The 16,471-nt window shown below is 68.2% G+C and carries 15 protein-coding genes and 2 pseudogenes; 8 read left to right on the top strand and 9 right to left on the bottom strand.

Annotated elements, in window-relative coordinates; genetic code table 11:
* The first annotated feature begins 197 nt into the window (after positions 1-197).
* The 4 genes from MBEBAB_RS03345 to MBEBAB_RS03335 all read left to right on the top strand — a co-directional run bounded on the left by MBEBAB_RS03345 (position 198) and on the right by MBEBAB_RS03335 (position 4,667).
* The gene (locus tag MBEBAB_RS03345) at positions 198-1,247 is read left to right on the top strand and encodes a glycosyltransferase family 4 protein (protein WP_021696521.1); all 1,050 of its coding nucleotides are present in this window, start codon (positions 198-200) and stop codon (positions 1,245-1,247) included.
* 94 nt (positions 1,248-1,341) lie between these two features.
* On the top strand, positions 1,342-2,160 hold the full coding sequence (locus tag MBEBAB_RS17150; RefSeq protein WP_242397049.1) for a glycogen debranching N-terminal domain-containing protein: 819 nt from the start codon (positions 1,342-1,344) through the stop codon (positions 2,158-2,160).
* Positions 2,161-2,722: 562 nt separating this feature from the next.
* Positions 2,723-3,487, top strand: coding sequence for an amylo-alpha-1,6-glucosidase (locus MBEBAB_RS17145; RefSeq protein WP_373852831.1), 765 nt, complete (start codon positions 2,723-2,725; stop codon positions 3,485-3,487).
* 217 nt (positions 3,488-3,704) lie between these two features.
* The gene (locus MBEBAB_RS03335) at positions 3,705-4,667 is read left to right on the top strand and encodes a TerC family protein (RefSeq protein ID WP_021696519.1); all 963 of its coding nucleotides are present in this window, start codon (positions 3,705-3,707) and stop codon (positions 4,665-4,667) included.
* 16 nt (positions 4,668-4,683) lie between these two features.
* Here MBEBAB_RS03335 and MBEBAB_RS03330 read toward each other — a convergent pair whose 3' ends face one another.
* The 3 genes from MBEBAB_RS03330 to MBEBAB_RS03320 form a co-directional block, all read right to left on the bottom strand.
* Positions 4,684-5,595 (bottom strand): alpha/beta hydrolase, encoded by a 912-nt coding sequence (locus MBEBAB_RS03330; protein ID WP_045318762.1) that lies wholly within the window; start codon positions 5,593-5,595, stop codon positions 4,684-4,686.
* A 64-nt stretch (positions 5,596-5,659) separates the two neighbouring features.
* Entirely contained in the window at positions 5,660-6,985 is a 1,326-nt protein-coding gene (locus MBEBAB_RS03325; protein ID WP_021696517.1) for a PQQ-dependent sugar dehydrogenase, read from the bottom strand.
* Positions 6,982-7,416: a DUF2231 domain-containing protein gene (locus MBEBAB_RS03320; protein ID WP_021696516.1), complete on the bottom strand. Its 435-nt coding sequence runs from the start codon at positions 7,414-7,416 to the stop codon at positions 6,982-6,984. Before MBEBAB_RS03320 ends, MBEBAB_RS03325 begins: the two co-directional genes overlap by 4 nt.
* A 145-nt stretch (positions 7,417-7,561) precedes the next feature.
* Here MBEBAB_RS03320 and MBEBAB_RS03315 point away from each other — a divergent pair.
* Positions 7,562-8,910, top strand: a pseudogene (locus tag MBEBAB_RS03315) (MATE family efflux transporter).
* On the opposite strand, the gene MBEBAB_RS03310 reads toward MBEBAB_RS03315, so the two are convergent.
* The 5 genes and pseudogenes from MBEBAB_RS03310 to MBEBAB_RS14940 form a co-directional block, all read right to left on the bottom strand.
* Positions 8,907-9,812: a hypothetical protein gene (locus tag MBEBAB_RS03310; RefSeq protein ID WP_021696514.1), complete on the bottom strand. Its 906-nt coding sequence runs from the start codon at positions 9,810-9,812 to the stop codon at positions 8,907-8,909. The pseudogene MBEBAB_RS03315 and the gene MBEBAB_RS03310 sit on opposite strands and share 4 nt — an antisense overlap.
* Before the next feature lie 213 nt (positions 9,813-10,025).
* Positions 10,026-10,328: a hypothetical protein gene (locus MBEBAB_RS18560; protein WP_373852827.1), complete on the bottom strand. Its 303-nt coding sequence runs from the start codon at positions 10,326-10,328 to the stop codon at positions 10,026-10,028.
* The gene (locus MBEBAB_RS18555; RefSeq protein WP_373852826.1) at positions 10,262-10,537 is read right to left on the bottom strand and encodes a hypothetical protein; all 276 of its coding nucleotides are present in this window, start codon (positions 10,535-10,537) and stop codon (positions 10,262-10,264) included. The genes MBEBAB_RS18560 and MBEBAB_RS18555 overlap by 67 nt, the downstream gene beginning before the upstream one ends.
* A pseudogene (xth, locus tag MBEBAB_RS18550) lies at positions 10,522-11,324 on the bottom strand (exodeoxyribonuclease III). Before xth ends, MBEBAB_RS18555 begins: the two are co-directional and overlap by 16 nt.
* Positions 11,325-11,435: 111 nt before the next feature.
* The gene (locus MBEBAB_RS14940) at positions 11,436-12,848 is read right to left on the bottom strand and encodes a hypothetical protein (RefSeq protein WP_021696512.1); all 1,413 of its coding nucleotides are present in this window, start codon (positions 12,846-12,848) and stop codon (positions 11,436-11,438) included.
* Positions 12,849-13,001: 153 nt separating this feature from the next.
* Between MBEBAB_RS14940 and MBEBAB_RS03290 the strand changes: the two genes are divergently transcribed.
* Positions 13,002-14,096, top strand: a complete 1,095-nt coding sequence (locus tag MBEBAB_RS03290) for an MBL fold metallo-hydrolase (protein WP_081703397.1) — start codon at positions 13,002-13,004, stop codon at positions 14,094-14,096.
* On the top strand, positions 14,093-14,866 hold the full coding sequence (locus MBEBAB_RS03285) for an enoyl-CoA hydratase (protein WP_021696510.1): 774 nt from the start codon (positions 14,093-14,095) through the stop codon (positions 14,864-14,866). Before MBEBAB_RS03290 ends, MBEBAB_RS03285 begins: the two co-directional genes overlap by 4 nt.
* Positions 14,867-14,898: 32 nt before the next feature.
* Here the strand turns inward: MBEBAB_RS03285 and MBEBAB_RS16025 are convergent, their stop codons facing one another.
* Complete coding sequence (locus tag MBEBAB_RS16025; RefSeq protein WP_148291423.1) at positions 14,899-15,735, bottom strand: hypothetical protein; 837 nt, start codon at positions 15,733-15,735, stop codon at positions 14,899-14,901.
* A 210-nt stretch (positions 15,736-15,945) separates the two neighbouring features.
* Between MBEBAB_RS16025 and MBEBAB_RS03280 the strand changes: the two genes are divergently transcribed.
* A complete protein-coding gene (locus MBEBAB_RS03280) occupies positions 15,946-16,437 on the top strand; it encodes a GNAT family N-acetyltransferase (RefSeq protein WP_021696509.1) in 492 nt (163 codons plus the stop codon).
* The last annotated feature ends 34 nt before the right edge of the window (positions 16,438-16,471 follow it).

The following is a 16,471-nucleotide window of genomic DNA, read 5'->3' as shown; positions in this document are numbered from 1 at the left end:
ACGCAGATCCGGCTGAAACGGTTGCCTTGCAAGGGGATGCACGCGCTCACTCGATTAGTCCCGGAGCCGAAAAGAGCGTATGGTGGCCACGCGTCTGTTCGCCGACGAAACGGCGGGGCAGGCGCGGCGCCCGGGAACCAAACGGCTCAGCCGCCGGTAACTGTCCCGTCGCCGCATTTTACGCATCGGAGAACTTGATGAGGATCGCCCAGGTCGCGCCCCTGTATGAGGCCGTGCCTCCTGTCCTGTACGGCGGCACCGAGCGGGTGGCGGCGCACCTGACCGACGCCCTGGTTGAACTGGGTCATGAGGTGACCCTGTTCTCCACCGCCGATGCGCGCACCCGGGCGAAGCTTGTGGTCGTCCGCGACCAGCCTATCCGCCTGGACCCCGCGCCGTTGAAGTCGGATCTGGCCGCACACCTGACGCTTCTGGCCGAGGTGCTGAAGCGGGCGGACGATTTCGACATCATCCATTTCCACACCGATATGCTGCACTTCCCGTTCTTCGCGGACCGGGCAGGGCGGACGGTGACGACCCTGCACGGGCGTCTGGACCTGAAGGACCTGCCCGAGGTGTATGCCCGCTGGCCCCAGTTCCCGCTGGTGTCCATCTCGGACGATCAACGCCGCCCGATCCCGGCCGCCAACTGGGAGGCCACGGTCCAGCACGGGATGCCGTCGGAACTGTATGAGTTCTCGCCGAAGTCCAGCGGCTATCTGGCCTTCCTCGGCCGCATGTCGCCGGAGAAGCGGCCGGACCGGGCCATCGAGATCGCCACCCGCCTGGGCCGGCCCCTGAAGATGGCGGCCAAGGTGGACCCGGCTGACCGGGTCTATTTCGATAGCCACATCCGGCCTCTGCTGGACAATCCCCTGGTGGAGTTCGTGGGCGAGATCAACGACCCGCAGAAGTCCGCCTTCCTGGGCGGCGCCGAGGCGCTGCTGTTCCCCATCGACTGGCCCGAGCCGTTCGGCCTGGTGATGATCGAGGCCATGGCCTGCGGCACGCCGGTGGTGGCGTTCCGCTGCGGCTCCACGTCCGAGATCATCGAGGACGGGGTGACCGGCTATCTGGTGGAGACGGTGGACGAAGCCGTGGAGGCCGCCGGGCGGGCCGTTCTGCTGGACCGCGGAGCGATCCGGGCGCGGTTCGAGCAGCGCTTTTCGGCCGCCGCCATGGCTCGGCGCTATCTTGAGGTCTATGCCCAGCTTCAGGCGCGCGTCGACATCGTTCTGCCGAGGTGATCGATCCCCTCATCATCCCCGACGTGCGGCGCGCCATCGGCGAAGAGCGGGCCTTCGCGCCCCTGGCCTGATCGCCACAAGTCTGGAGCGCGACATGGACGATGCAACGGCGATTCCCGCAGCCGATCTGGTGACCGAGGGTGTCGTGCTGGATCGCCTGCTGGCGCTCAAGGAAGGCGACACCTTCCTGGTGGCTGATCCATGGGGCGACCTGCGCGGCGGGGCCGACGGCCTGTTTGACCGGGACTCCCGCATCCTGTCGCGGCTGGTGCTTCTGGTGGGCCATGACCGGCCCTCGCGCCTGAGTTCGGCGGTGTCGGACGACAATGTCTTTTTCACCTGCCACGCCACCAACCGGCCCCTGCCGCCCATGGGGGGACGCTCCGCGCCGGGCGGCGTGATCCATGTGGAGCGGCGGCGCTTTCTGTGGGACCGGCGGCTGTACGAGCGGGTGCGCCTGACCAATCACGGGGTGGACCCGATCGTGGCGCCCCTGTCCTTTGAATACGGCGCCGATTTCCGAGACATCTTCGAGGTGCGCGGCACGCGGCGTGAACGGCGCGGCAGGACCAGGCCCCCGGTGGCGGATGGGGGGCGGGTTCAGTTCGGCTATGAGGCCTGGACACTGTGGAGCGCCAGACCTGGCTGTCGTTCTCCGAACCGCCGGCGGCCCTGTCGACCGAGCGCGCGGATTTCCGGATCCGCCTGTCGCGCGGGGAGCAGTTCGACCTGTTCATGGAGGCGGGCGTCGAAGGCGGCGAGACGCCGGGCCGGGACCGGTGGCGGGTGGCCGCGCTGCAGGCCCGTCTGGCCATGCGGGCCAAACGGCGGCGCGGCGCCACGGTGCGGGGCGCCCACAGTCCGCGCTTCAACCAGTGGCTGGACCAGTCCCGGGCGGACGTGGCCCTGCTGACCACCGACCTGCCCACCGGCCCGTACCCCTATGCGGGGGTGCCCTGGTTCTCCACGCCGTTCGGGCGCGACGGGATCATCACCGCATGGCAGATGCTGTGGCTGGATCCCAGCCTGGCCAGGGGCGTCCTGACCTATCTGGCGGCGCGTCAGGCGGATGAAACCTCCACCTTCCAGGACTCCGCGCCCGGCAAGATCATGCACGAGACCCGACAGGGCGAGATGTCGGCCCTGAAGGAGGTTCCGTTCGGTCTCTATTACGGCGGCGTCGACACCACCTGCCTGTTCGTGGCCCTGGCCGGCGCCTATGCCCGGCGGACCGGTGATCTGGCGTTCATCCGCAAGATCTGGCCCAACCTTCTGGCCGCCGCCGGATGGATGACGGATCACGGGGACTCCAACGGCGACGGCCTGATCGACTACGCCCGCGCCGAGGACACCGGCCTCTCCAATCAGGGCTGGAAGGACAGCGAGGACTCCATCTTCCACGCCGACGGCGCCTATCCGAAGGGGCCGATCGCCCTGCTTGAGGTCCAGGCTACGCCTATTCCGCCTGGCGGGCGCTGGCCGACCTGTCGGCCCTGCTGGGAGAGGGGAGCCCGGCGGCGTGGAGCGACCGCGCCGAGCGCCTGCGCGCGCTGGTGGAGGACCGTTTCTGGATGGAGGATCGGGGGTTCTACGCCATCGCCGTGGATGGGGAGGGCGCGCCGTGCCGGGTGCTGGGCTCCAACGCGGGGCACCTGTTGTTCAGCGGCCTGCCTTCGGCGGAGCGGGCCGGACGGGTGACCGAACGGCTGCTGTCAGGGCGGTTCAGGACGGGCTGGGGCCTGCGGACCCTGGCCAGCCGCCAGCCGCGCTTCAATCCCATGTCCTATCACAACGGCTCGGTCTGGCCCCACGACACCGCCCTGGGCGTGGCGGGCATGGCGCATTACGGCGAGCGCGACGCCGTGGCCCTGATGCTGGGCGAACTCTACGCCTCGGCCGCCCATTTCGAGATGCGGCTGCCCGAGCTGTTCTGCGGCTTCAATCGCCAGACCGGCGAGCCGCCCATTCCCTATCCCGTGGCCTGCATGCCCCAGGCCTGGGCCGCCGGGTCGGTGTTTCTGATGCTGCAGGCCAGCCTGGGCCTGTCCATCGACGCCCTGGCGAGGACCATCCGCATCGACCGGCCCTGCCTGCCGGCCGGCCTGGACCGTCTGACCGTGGCCGGGCTGGCCGTGGGCGAAACGCGGCTGGACCTGATCTTCCAGCGCGTTGGAAGCCGGGTCGCGGTCTGGCCGCGCCACCAGGGCGGACCGGCCCTGCAACTGGATGTGGCCGACTGAGCGGCGAGCCCCCGGCTTGAATGGCGACGCGGTTTCGCCTATCTGCGCGCCGGCGGGCCGGGCCCCTCTGGCGTCTGATGGCAGACGTGATGTCGGACCGCATCGAGCGAGCTCGGTGCGCGACGGCCTGTCCGGCCGATCCCTACATGCGCGCGCCGCGGGCCGCTCCATGAGACAGGGGAGTCCTGATGGACCTGATGACGTTTTTCGCCGCCGAATGGTGGGCAAGCCCGCCTGGATGTGGCTGGCCTTCATGGGCGTGGTTCTGGCGCTGCTGGTGCTGGATCTGGGCGTGCTGCACCGCGACCAGCATGAGATCGGCGTGCGCGAGAGCCTGCTGCTGTCCAGCATGTACATCGCCGTGGCCCTGATCTTCGGCGGCTGGGTCTGGTGGGAGCTCGGCCAGCAGTCAGGCGTGGAGTATCTCACCGGCTTCGCGGTCGAGAAGAGCCTGGCGATGGACAATGTCTTCGTCATCGCCCTGATCTTCGGCTATTTCGCCATTCCACGCGCGCTTCAGCACCGGGTGCTGTTCTGGGGCATCCTGGGGGTGATCGTTCTGCGCGCCATCATGATCGGCGCGGGCGCGGCCCTGGTCAGCCAGTACGGCTGGGTGCTCTACATCTTCGCGGCGTTCCTGATCCTGACCGGGGTGAAGATGTTCTTCGCCGGGGACGGGCATTCCGACATCGGCAAGAACCCGCTGGTGAAGTGGATGCGGCGTCACCTGAGGGTGACGGACCAGCTCCACGGTCAGAAGTTCTTCGTGCGTCAGCCTAATTCGAGCGGCCGCATGGTGCTGTCGGCCACGCCCCTGTTCCTGGCGCTGGTTATGATCGAGATTGCGGACGTGATCTTCGCGGTGGACTCGGTGCCGGCGATCTTCGCCATCACGACCGATCCGTACATCGTCTACACCTCCAACATCTTCGCCATCCTGGGCCTGCGCGCGCTGTATTTCGCCCTGGCGGCGGTGATCCACCGCTTCGCCTATCTGAAACAGGCGCTGGCGGTGCTGCTGGTGTTCATCGGCGGCAAGGTGTTCGCGGCGGATCTGCTTGGACTGGGCAAGATCCCGCCCGAGTGGTCGCTGGCGATCACGGCCGCGATCCTGGCGGCCGGGGTGTTCTGGTCGCTGTGGAAGACGCGTGACGCCGCCGCCCCGACGGCGTCGGGGTGATCACGGTTGCAAAAGTTCAGGGCCCGGCCTGCAGGAATCCGTTCAGCTCCAGCCAGCGCATGAAACCGTCGAACCAGCCCAGGCTGGTCATGCCCGGATTGCCCAGGCCGAAGCCGTGGCCGCCGTTCTGATAGAGGTGGAACTCCACCGGGCGTCCCGCGGTGCGCCACGACTCCACCAGGCCGAATCCGCTGTTGGCGAACAGGGGGTCGTCGGCCGCCAGGACCACGAACATGGGCGGCGCGGTCTCGGGGACCTCGACCGCAGTCATGGCGCCGTAGATGGGGGCGATGAAGGCGGGGCGCGTCTCGGGGGCGGTGAGCGTAGTCGCCAGGGTCGTTCCGGCCCCGGCCGAAAAGCCGACCATGCCGATGCGGTCGGGGTCGACACCCCACTCATCGGCGCGCGAACGGACGAGTGCGAAGGCCGCCGTGGCGTCCTCGACCGGATCGGCCAGCGAAAAGCCACCGGGCCTTGCGGGCCGTGGGCCGGCCCCGGCGAACATGGCGGTCACCGATTGCTCGAATTCGCCCAGGTCCGCCGGCGTCGGGCGGACGCGGTACTTCAGCACGAAGGCGGCCACGCCCTGATCCGCCAGGGCCTGAGCCACCTCCCAGCCCTCGTTGCTCATGGACAGGAACATGAAGCCGCCGCCCGGCGCCAAGATCACCGCTGCGCCGTTGGCCGTGCCCGGCTCGGGCAGGACCGGGGTCAGGGTGGCCACGGTCACGTTGCGGACGAAGGTGTCGCCCCACTGGCTGAACCAGCTCTCGGGGGCTTCGGAGCCCTCGACGCCGCCTGTGTCGAGGGGGAGGGCGTTCGGCTCCGCCGGCGCATCCATGGCCGTCATGGGCGCCTGCTGCGCCACTGCGGGGGCCGCCGCCGCAACAACGGCGACGAGGAAAAGCACCTTTAACGTCCGGACCATGTTCGCCTCCCCGGCAAATTTGATCAGACGTTGGTCGCCCGGCGTGGGAAAGTCAATTGTCAGACTATTCCCGAGGCGACTGGCTCCCGCGTGACGCCGTCGGGGCGACCCGCCACACCACATTGGCCATGTCGTCGGCGATGAACAGGGCGCGGGTGCGCGGGTCGAACAGAACGCCGACCGGGCGGCCCCGGGCCTCGTCGTCATCGTTCAGGAAGCCGGTGACGAAGTCCACGGGCGGGCCGGACGGACGACCGCCCGTGAAGGGGACCCAGGACACCTTGTAGCCGGACAGGTCCTGCCGGTTCCAGCTGCCGTGCTCGCCGATGAAGGCGCCGCTGGCGAACGTCCCGCCGAAACCGCCGTCGACGGCGAAGTCCAGACCCAGAGCCGCCACGTGATTGCCAAGCGCATAGTCCGGCGCGATGGCGGTGGCGACCAGATCGGGATCCTGCGGCCGGACGCGGGGGTCCAGGTTCTGGCCCCAGTAGCTGTAGGGCCAGCCATAGAAGGCCCCGTCGCGGACCTGGGTCAGATAGTCGGGGACCAGTTGCGGACCCAGTTCGTCCCGCTCGTTGACCACGGACCAGAGCTGGTTGGTCGTGGGCTCGATGGCGAGGGCGGTCGGGTTGCGGATGCCTCGGGCGATGGTGCGGCGGGCGCCGGTCTCGCGGTCGATCTCCCAGACCACCGCGCGTTCTTCCTCCACCGCCATGCCCCGCTCGCCTGCATTGCTGTTGGAGCCGATGCCCACATACAGGAAGCGGCCGTCGGCGCTGGCCGTCATGGCCTTGGTCCAGTGGTGGTTGAGTTCGGCGGGCAGGGGGGTCAGCGCCTCGCCCGGCGCCGTGATCTCGGTCTGGCCCTCCTGATAGGGGAAGCGCATGACCGCGTCCTGATTGGCCACGTAGAGATTGCCGTCCACGAAGGCCATGCCGTAGGGCGCGTTCAGATCGTCGATCAGGACGGTGCGCAGCTCGGGCACGCCGTCGCCGTCGGCGTCGCGGATCAGGGTGATGCGGTCGCCGCCTTCGACCGACGAGCGGCCCCGGGCCTTGATCAGCCCGGCCAGCACATCCTTGGGCCGCAGCGCGGGCGCGCCGCCGCCTGAGCCTTCGGCGATCAGCAGGTCGCCGTTTGGCAGCATCAGCATCTGGCGCGGGATCCTCAGATCGTCGGCGACGATGCTGATGGTGAAGCCTTCGGGCACGGTGGGCAGGTCGCCGTTCCATTCGCCGGGCGGGGCGATGTGCATGGACGGGATCAGGCTCTGGTCCAGCTCGGGCAGGTCCGGCGTGGCGCCGGTTTCCTGAACCTCCGGGTCGCTGGACCCGCCGCAGCCGGCGAGGGCCAGGGACAGGGCCGCGATGCTGACGAGCCGCATCCTCATTGGACGACCTCCCGAACGGTGGATCTGGAATGGAGCATCCAGCCGGCGATCAGGGCCAGCAGGGCGCAGATGATGGACATGATCAGGCCGGGCGCGCCGACCGAGGCCCAGCCGTCCTGGCTGTGCCGGAAGATGTTGATCAAGCCGACGATGAACATGACCACCAGGACGGCCAGATAGATCAGGCTACGCGTCAGGCCGGGCGAGCGCCGGGCCATGACCGCCTCGACGATCGCCCAGGCCACAACGAGGCCGTTGAAGAACAAGGCCAGGGTGATCGACCATGCCGAGAAGTTCGACCACTGGATCTGGGCCGTGTTCAGATAGGCGATGTCGGTGGCGACCGCGAAGCTGAACAGGGCGATGGGAAAGGCCAGCAGGATCGCGTGAAGGGGGTGCAGGATTCCGCACCAGTTTCTGTAGCCCGCCATCTGTCTCTCCCTGTCGTCTCCCTTTGCCAATCCCTCACCCGGCGTTCGGTTTCATCAGAGTGTGTGGCGGGGGCGCTATTGCCAAGCCGGGGCCGCGGCGTCAGGTTCCGCGCCCTTTTGCTCAAAGCCCTGACCTGACCCTTCGATGACCGCCGCTCTCCGCCCCGAAATGCGCGCCGATCTGCGCGAACTTCTGACCCTGGCCTGGCCGGTGGTTCTGGCGCGCGTGGGCATAATGACCATGGGCCTGACCGACGCCATCGTGGTGGGCCAGTACGCGGCGCGCGAGCTGGCCCTTCATTCGCTGGCCTGGGCGCCGTCGTCGGTGTTCGTGACCACGGCGGTGGGCCTGCTGATGGGAACCCAGGTCATGACCGCGCGCCTGATCGGCCAGGGGCGGCGGGAGGAGGCCGGGGCGGTGTTCCGGCGCGGCCTGGTCTATTCGGTTCAGCTTGGTCTCATTTCAGCGCTCGCTTTGATCCTTGCGGGGCCCTGGGCGCTGGTGCGCGTGGGGCTGGAGGACGGGCTGGGGCAGGATGCGGCGGCGCCGTTGATGGTGCTGGCCCTGTCGCTGCCGTTCTATCTGATCTCGGTGGCGGCCCAGCTGTTCCTCGAGGCCCTGTCGCGGCCCCGGCCGGGCATGTGGGCCATGTGGATCGCCAACGGGCTGAACCTGCTGATGAACCTGTGGCTGGTGCCGGGAACCTCGGGCCTGCCGGTGGACGGGGCGGTGGCGGCCTGCTGGGCCACCTTCGCCGCGCGGCTGGCGCTGGTGGTGTTTCTGCTGGTCTATATCGTGCGCATGCCCGATGCGCGGGCGCTGGGGATCTTCCGCAAGCCGCGCCGCGACCGCGTGGTCGAGCGCGAGCAGTACAAGGTGGGGGTGGGCGCCGGCGCGTCCTACTTCATCGAGGTTAGCGCCTTCGCGGCCATGAGCATCGTGGCCGGCTGGCTGGGCGGGCTGGAGGTGGCGGCCTGGGCCATCGTGCTGAACCTGTCGGCCATCGTCTTCATGAACCCCATGGGCCTGTCGGCGGCGACCGGCGTGCTGGTCAGCCGGGCCTATGGGGCCAACGACCGGGCGGGCCTGATCCGCGCGGGCGTGCTGGGGTTGAGCGTCACGGGACTGCTGGCGCTGGTCATCGCCCTGGTGGTGTGGCCGGGGGCGGAGGTGATCATCGGCGTCTACACCACGACCCGGCGCTGGTGGCCATCGCGGTCCCGGCCCTGATCCTGGCGACCCTGTTCTTCGTGGCCGACGGCATCCAGGTGGTGGCGGCCCAGGCCCTGCGCTCCGCCGCCGACGTGTGGTGGCCCACGGCCATGCATGTGTTCAGCTACGGGGTGGTGATGATGCCGCTGTCGTGGCTGTTCGCGCTCCCCATGGGCATGGGCGTGGACGGCATCGTCTGGGGCGTGATCGTGGCCAGCCTGGTGTCGGCGGCCCTGCTGACCGGCCGGTTTGTGCGGGTGGCGCGGCGGATGCCGGCTTAACGGACGCCGAGGATCCAGCCTTCTTCCGTCTCGACCTGACGGATCAGGTCGTCCGACGCGCCCTTGGGCGGGGCGAAGGCGGCGGCCAGCTCGTTCTTCTCGTCCATACGCGCGAAGGTCTCGGCGGCGACGCGGACCTGGGCCTGGCTCTTGAACTCACCCGGTTCGGGCGCGCCGCCGAACATGGCGGGCCAGACCTCGACCACCAGCGCCGACAGGGGCGCCACGTCCTCGGGCGTCAAGGCGCGCCAGCCCGTGCCGAACGGCCAGACGGCGGCGGCGGACCCCAGCCGCTCAACCACGCGACGCACGGTGGGAATGCCGATCAGGGCGTGGCCGCCGACCGCGCCCGCGCCGTGCATCTGCCACACGGTCTTGGGCTGCAGCTTGCCCTGTTTGGCCGCGACTTCGGTGGCGCGCAGTTCTGGGATGTCGCCGTAGCCGCCCTCGGGCTTGGTGGTGGTCAGCCAGCGCTGGGCCTGACTGGCCGGGGCGCCCCAGAACGGCCGCGCCTCGTCGGTCATCAGCCGGTTCATCTTGGCCGCCACCTGATAGCGGTTGTTGGTGTTGTCGGGCTTGTCCCGCACATTGTCGGCCAGAAAGGCCCACAGGCCGGACCAGGTCGGATCCTTCAGGGACAGCCGGGCGGCCGTGCCGACGGGGAAGCCCAGCGGCGCGTCCAGACCGATCAGGGCCCGGTCGCCGCGCTTGTTCAGGTCGCCCAGGATGTCGGCCAGCAGCTTTTCGCCGTCGGCGCGCGTGGCGGCGTTGTGGGTCTCGACCTTCAGCCGCATGCGCACGTCGCGCTTGGCCACGGCGATCCACAGCGACTGCTCGCCCAGCTTCTTGCCCTCGGCGGCGGTCCAGTTGGCGATGACATAGGCGTCGAACAGGCGGGGCACGGGAAAACTCGCGGGTGAAATTACAGAAATCCGTCATCCTCGGGCTTGTCCCGAGGACCCATGCATGAGGTCGCGGGAACAGCGGATGGATGGCCCATCCCGCTGACACATCTCATGAACGTGCGGCGGACGCGTGGGTCCTCGGGACAGGCCCGAGGATGACGAGGTTTGATTCTAGCCTTTCGGGCGACATGTCGAAAGGGCGCGGCGCGCCTATTTCATCAGGGCTTCCACATGAGACAGCCAGCGGCGCCCCAGCCTGAGCGCTTCCGGCGGTGAGCCGGTCGAGGCCCCCGTCGAGACATTCCACAGGTCCAGCTCGAATTCGGGATGGCGCGGGTCGGCGAACATCAGCCGCAGCACCACCTGACCGGCGTCCGGCGCCATCACGTCCAGCGCCCGGCGCGCCTCGCCCCGGCGCACGCGGGCCAGCACATGGCCGTCCACGATCATCTCGGCGCCGTCGATCTCGTCGAAGTCATAGACCAGGCCGTTGGCGCCCCGATCCCACAGCACGGCCGCCTGTGCGCTGTCGAAATCCAGGGCGCAGGCGCGCCTTCGGCGGGAGAGACCGCCTCGACCTCGGGCGAGCCGCCCAGGGTCTTGTCCAGGGCCCGGTGCAGGCGCCGCCGGGGCTCCATCCACCAGGCCAGGGTCAGGCCCGCCGTGGTCAGGGCGGCGGCGGCCAGGGCCACCAGCAGAATGATCCTCAGCGCATCGACCACGCGGGCGGCTCCGGATCCAGATCGACGACGACGGGTACGTGATCGCTGGGCTTCTCCATGTCGCGGGCGTCGCGGTGGGTCTCGATGCCCCGGAAGCGGTCGGCCGCCAGGGCGGACAGCAGGGCGAAGTCGATGCGGATGCCGTGGTCCCGCCGCCAGGCTCCGGCCTGATAGTCCCAGAAGGTCCAGGTCCCCGCCGGCTCATCACCCAGTTCGTGGCTGTCGGCGAAGCCAGCCATTTCAGGGCCCGGAACGCCTCGCGGCTCTCGGGCTGAAACAGGGCGTCTGTCACCCAGGCCTCGGGGTTCTTCGCGTCCTCGGGCGTGGGGATGACGTTGAAGTCGCCGCACAGGGCGACGGCCTCCTCATGGGTCAGCAGGTCCGACGCGTGCAGCCGGAGGCGCTCGAACCACGCCAGCTTGTAGTCGAACTTCTCGGTGCCCAGCGGATTGCCGTTGGGCAGGTAGATGGACGCCACCCGCACCGGCGCCGGCGCCTCCACCAGCGCCTCTATGTAGCGGGCCTGATCGTCCGAATCGTCGCCGGGCAAGCCGCGCCGCACATCGGACAGGGGGAATTTCGAAAGCAGGGCCACGCCGTTGTAGGTTTTCTGGCCGTGGGTCTCGACGTTGTAGCCCAGGTCCTCGAACGCCTCCCGCGGGAACTTCTCGTCCACGCACTTGATCTCCTGCAGGCAGGCCACGTCCGGCTGGGCCTCGCTGAACCAGTCCAGCACGGTGGGCAGGCGGGCGTTGACGGAGTTCACGTTCCAGGTGGCGATGCGCATCAGGGACTCAGCGGTTCAGGACGGGGCCACGCTAACGCACAGCGGACCCGCGCAAAAGAAAAAGCCCGCCGCGAGCGCGACGGGCCTTTCCGTTGGATGGAGAGGTGGAGCTTACAGCACGCACTCGTCGCCCTGACGGGCGGCGGCGGCGCAGGGCACCAACTGCCCGGCGGCCTGACGGTCGTCCGGGAACTCGCCGAACCAGCCGCGGCCGTCGTCGCACTTGACCTCGGCCACGTCGCCCTCGAGGTTCGCCATACGGGCGACCACGCGATAGTCGACCACATTGCAGTTGCGCTGGCTGGCCGTGACCATGCGGGTCAACTCGTTGCTGATCGTGTCACGGGAGACGAACTGGCACTCCAGACCGCGCGCATCCATGGTGAAACAGTCGAACGCCTCGACCTCGCCCGAACCGCCCGCGACCGGGAAGAAGCCGGTCAGGCCAAAAGGCTGATCGGCGCATTCGAACTCGTAGATTTCGCGGCCCGGAGATCCGTCCGCCGGGCTCTCCACCGCGACGATGCGCTCTTCGTTGACCGAGCAGGTGCGGCCGATCTGGGCCAGGGCGGCGGCCCGCTGCTCAGCAGCGGCGCCTTGGGCCGCCGCGCTGTCGGTCAGGGTGCAGCCGCCGGGCACGAGCTGGGGACGGCTGCAGTCACGGGCGCCCTGCGGTTCACCGGCCGGGTTGGTCTGGGCGATGAAGCCGAAGCCCTCGCTGCACTTCACTTCATAGAAGCGAAAATCCGCGTTGGCGCCCACGAAGCGGCCCGCTTCGGGCGTGCAGGCCTGGGGCGCGACCGACGCGAAACGCGCCTGGAAGCCGGCCAGCTGCTCTTCGTTCGTGGTGAAGGTGCACTCGCCGCCCGCGGCCGTGACCTCGATGCACTCCAGCCGATCCAGGTATTCACCGGCGGGGTTCACGCGAAGCCAGTAACCGTCCACGCCGGCGCAGCCGACTTCGTAGCGTTCCTCGCCCGATTGCGTGCGGCCGACCCAGCGGGTCTGGTCCACCTGGCAGGTGACGCCGGCGGACTGGATGTAGCCCGCCATGATCTGTTCGGCGTTGGCGTTCTCGGGCAGGGTGCAGGTCACCTGGGCGGGCGCGTCGGGGTTTTCAAGCGCGTATTCCTCGGCCTGCTGGGCGACGATGATGCAGTTCCGCGACGCGGGCTGTGCGCCGTCGGTGAGGATGTGGCCCAGGCCGGTGGCGCAGGCGACCTCGTAGATGTTGATATCGCCGTTGCGGCCCGGGCTGACGGCGTTGACGACGTCGCAGACAGTATTGGTGGCGGTCACGACCGCCTGGGCCTCGGCCAGAACCTCGGGACCGGTGCGGACTTCGGGCGCCGCCTGCGACTGAGCCCCTCGACGGGTGCGGGACTGCATGGCCGCCGCAGCGGCGGTCGTGGCGACGCCGGCCATAGGGGCCGAGTCCGCCGCCGCAGCGGCGGGAAGGGGGCTGAATCCGACGACGGTCAGCACGACGGCGGACCGGGCGAGCAGGGAATTACGCAGCTTCAAAGGGCTATCCTCACCTAGCTTTACACGTTGGCGGACGCTTCGCCCGCTCTGATTGTTGGGTCAAGTCCTAACGGCGGCATGTGTTCCGTCTGTGGCGCTCAGATGACCTTTGACGCGCGATCATGCGGAGGGCAAAGTGGCAATGAGTTTTTAATGGAGACGCGCTTGCCCGACGGCCAGGCCAATGCACCGGAGCCCCGCAAGGGCGCGGCCGGGCCGGACTATCCGGCGCTGGACATCCCGGCGCCGGGTGAGGCGGTCCAGGTCGCCGAGGGCGTCCTGTGGCTGCGTTTCTCCCTGCCCATGGCGCTGGACCATGTGAACGTCTGGGCCATCCGCGACGGCGAGGGCTGGGTCATCGTCGACACCGGACTGGGCCTGCCGGACACCATCGACGCCTGGGAGACGGCCCTCGCCGGACCGCTCGAAGGCCGGCCGGTCACCCGCCTGATCTGCACCCACATGCACCCGGACCACATCGGTCTGGCGGGCTGGCTGTGCGAGCGGTCGGGCGCGCCCCTGTTCATGTCGCGGCTGGAGTATGTGACCGGGCGCATGCTGCTGGCCGACACCGGCCCGGCGCCGGAGTCGGGCGCGGCCTTCTATCGCGCCGCCGGCTGGTCGGACGAACAGATCGAGGGCTATCGCACCCGTTACGGCATGTTCGGCAAGGCGGTGCGGCCCATGCCGCCGGAGTTCACCCGCCTCAGCGACGGGGACGGGATCGAGATCGACGGCGACGCCTGGCGCATCATCGTCGGCACGGGGCACTCGCCGGAGCACGTCTGTCTGCTGCGCGAGCGGGATGACCTGTTCATCTCGGGCGATCAGCTGTTGCCGCGCATCTCGTCCAACATCTCGGTCTGGCCGACCGAGCCGCAGTCGGATCCGCTGAAGGACTGGCTGGACTCGCTGGAGGCCCTGAAGGGCCGCATTCCCGAAAACGCCCTGGTGCTGCCTTCCCACGGCGAACCCTTCCGGGGCGCTCACGCCCGGCTGGAGGCCCTGCTGCGCGGCCATGACGTGGCCCTGCGGCGGCTGGAGCGCACCCTGGCCGAGCCGAAGCGGGCGGTGGATGTCTTTCCCTCCCTGTTCGGCCGCGCGGTTGGCGAGGGCGTGCTGGGCATGGCCACGGGCGAGGCCATCGCCCACCTGAACTATCTGGAGGCCCAGGGCCGTATCGGCCGCGATCGCGACGCGGACGGCGTGGACTGGTGGACCCGAATCGAAACTGGAGAACCCGCATGAGCGAGCATGTTCACGTCGCGCTTGAGCAAGGCGTGCTCACCGTCACCCTGGCCCGGCCCGACAAGAAGAACGCCATCACCCAGGCCATGTACACGGTGCTGGCCGAAGCCACCGAGCGGGCGAAGACCGATCCCGACGTGCGCGTGATCCTGTTCCGCGCCGAGGGCGACAGCTTCTGCGCCGGCAACGACATCGGCGATTTCATCGCCATCGGGTCGCAGACCGATGAGCCGCTGGACATGTCGGTGTTCCGATTCCTGAAGGCCCTGGCCGAGCTGGACCGCCCCGCCGTGGCGGCGGTGAGGGGCCGGGCGGTGGGCATCGGTCTGACCCTGCTGCTCCACTGCGACATGGTGGTGGTGGCGGACGACGCCCTGCTGTCGGTTCCGTTCGTCAATCTGGCGCTGGCCCCGGAGGCGGCGTCCACGGCGCTGCTGCCCGCCGTCATCGGCCACCAGCGGGCCTTCGAACTGTTCGCCCTGGGCGAGCCCATCACGGGGCGTCAGGCGCTGGATTGGGGCCTGGCCAACCGGGCGGTTCCGGCCGGTCAGGTCGATGAGGAGGCCCGGCGCCTCGCGGCCCTGCTGGCGGCGCGGGCCCCCAACTCCATCCGCTCGACCAAGCGCCTGATGCGCGACGCCGAGGCGATCTGGGCCCTGATGCTGGCCGAGGGCGAGGCGTTCGGCGCCCAGATGAAGAGCCCCGAAGCCATGGAGGCCTTCATGGCCTTCAGCCAGAGGCGCGCGCCCGACTTCTCCAGAGCCGGCTAGTTGGTGGGTACAAGACTTCGGGTTTGCTCCAACTATTCATGATTTGGGGACGGAGCTAAACTAGCCGATGCTCCGTTTGGAATGATCGGCATTTCTGGGTGGCAGTTCGATTCTGAAATTTCGACTGAGGCCAATTCCGCTCGGGTGTTGGTGTACTCGTATCGGAAGGAAGCGCCGTCGCGCATCGCAGCAGTCATGGTGATGTCCGAACAAACCCCTTGAAAAATACGAGGAGCCATTGCTGCTTCAATATCTCTCGGTGAGGCGCTGCTTTCAATATTGTAGTGATAAACAAGCGTAGTTCCCTCGGCGCTCGCTCTCTCTAGAACCGTTATTTCGTCTATTTGCGTCGGTACGCTGCTGTTTATTTGGGCTGCTGACGACAAAACATCGCTCTCAAGATGAGAAAGAAAGCTGTCTTGGTGGACGATATCAGGCCCCACTTCATAGAACTGCGTTTGGGTATAAGCCAGAAATCCCCCTAAGAGCAGATTTGCGAAGAAGACTGCTGCTATTAGGCCGACACTTTCTGCCAGCTTACGTGGCCATGAGGCGGACTTAGCCGCATCGCCACCCGGGTAAGGCGACTTGGTAGTTCGATGCGCCCTCTTCAGCAGAAGCACACAAATCACCACCGTGAGTACAAGCGCTAAAAGACCCCAAAGAACCTCGGGACCATCGTTGCTCGCTTGTCGAATAGCGCCTGTGATCAATCCGTCCCCAGTAGGATCATTCATAGTTCCGCCCGACCAAAAAAGAGCGGCGAACACGTAGAGGGTTAGGCCAACCCAAAGCACCCAACGCCAATAGGCGAAGTATCGATACTTCCAGATTCCGAACAACGCAGGCGCTAAAAACAGCCAGCCCATTTTCGCCTCTCCCCGTTCCGTGTCGGGTAGGTTGCGTCTGATCGCCTAGGGACACAATGCCTGATAGGTGTGATGACACGGCCGGTCAGCGCTCGCGGACAACTATAAGCGGTGCGACTGTCGCGTAAGTGGATTCGTGCGCGCCCAATTTTCCTTGACGGGCGGGGGCGCGGGCCGCAGATGCGCGGTCCCTCCGAACCTGGCCGCACCATGACCATCGCCCTTTCGCCCCAGCCCGCGGTCATCCAGGCCGAAACCGTGTTCGACGCGGCGGCGGTGGCGCGCGTGGTCGAGGCCGCCTTTGGTCCCGGACGTCTGGCCAAGACCGCCGAGCGGCTGCGCGAAGGCCGCGATCCGGCGGTGGGCTACGTGGCGCGACAGGACGGCCGGATCATCGGGTCCGTGCGGCTGTGGACCATCACCATCGGCGGCGCCCCTGCGCTTTTCCTCGGCCCTATCGCCGTGGAGCGGACCGAGCGCAACGCCGGCATCGGCGCGGAGTTGGTCGCCACCTGCGTGAACTGGGCCCGGGAGGCCCAGGCGGCGGGTGTCCTGCTGGTGGGTGATCCTCCCTATTTCGAACGCTTCGGGTTCCAGCGCATCGATGGCGCGGTCATGCCCGGCCCGGTCGATCCAGCGCGCCTGTTGTGGCTGGCGCTGGAAGCGGCCGCGGCGCCCGGCGGTCCGGTTCGCGCCGACTGACGTTTTCCGGCGGGCCCTTTCCGGCGAGGCCCCT

It is taken from the genome of Brevundimonas abyssalis TAR-001, from assembly GCF_000466985.1.
GTDB lineage: Bacteria > Pseudomonadota > Alphaproteobacteria > Caulobacterales > Caulobacteraceae > Brevundimonas > Brevundimonas abyssalis.
The sequence above is the reverse complement of the archived record's forward strand: the minus strand, read 5'-3'. Positions and strand labels throughout refer to the sequence as shown.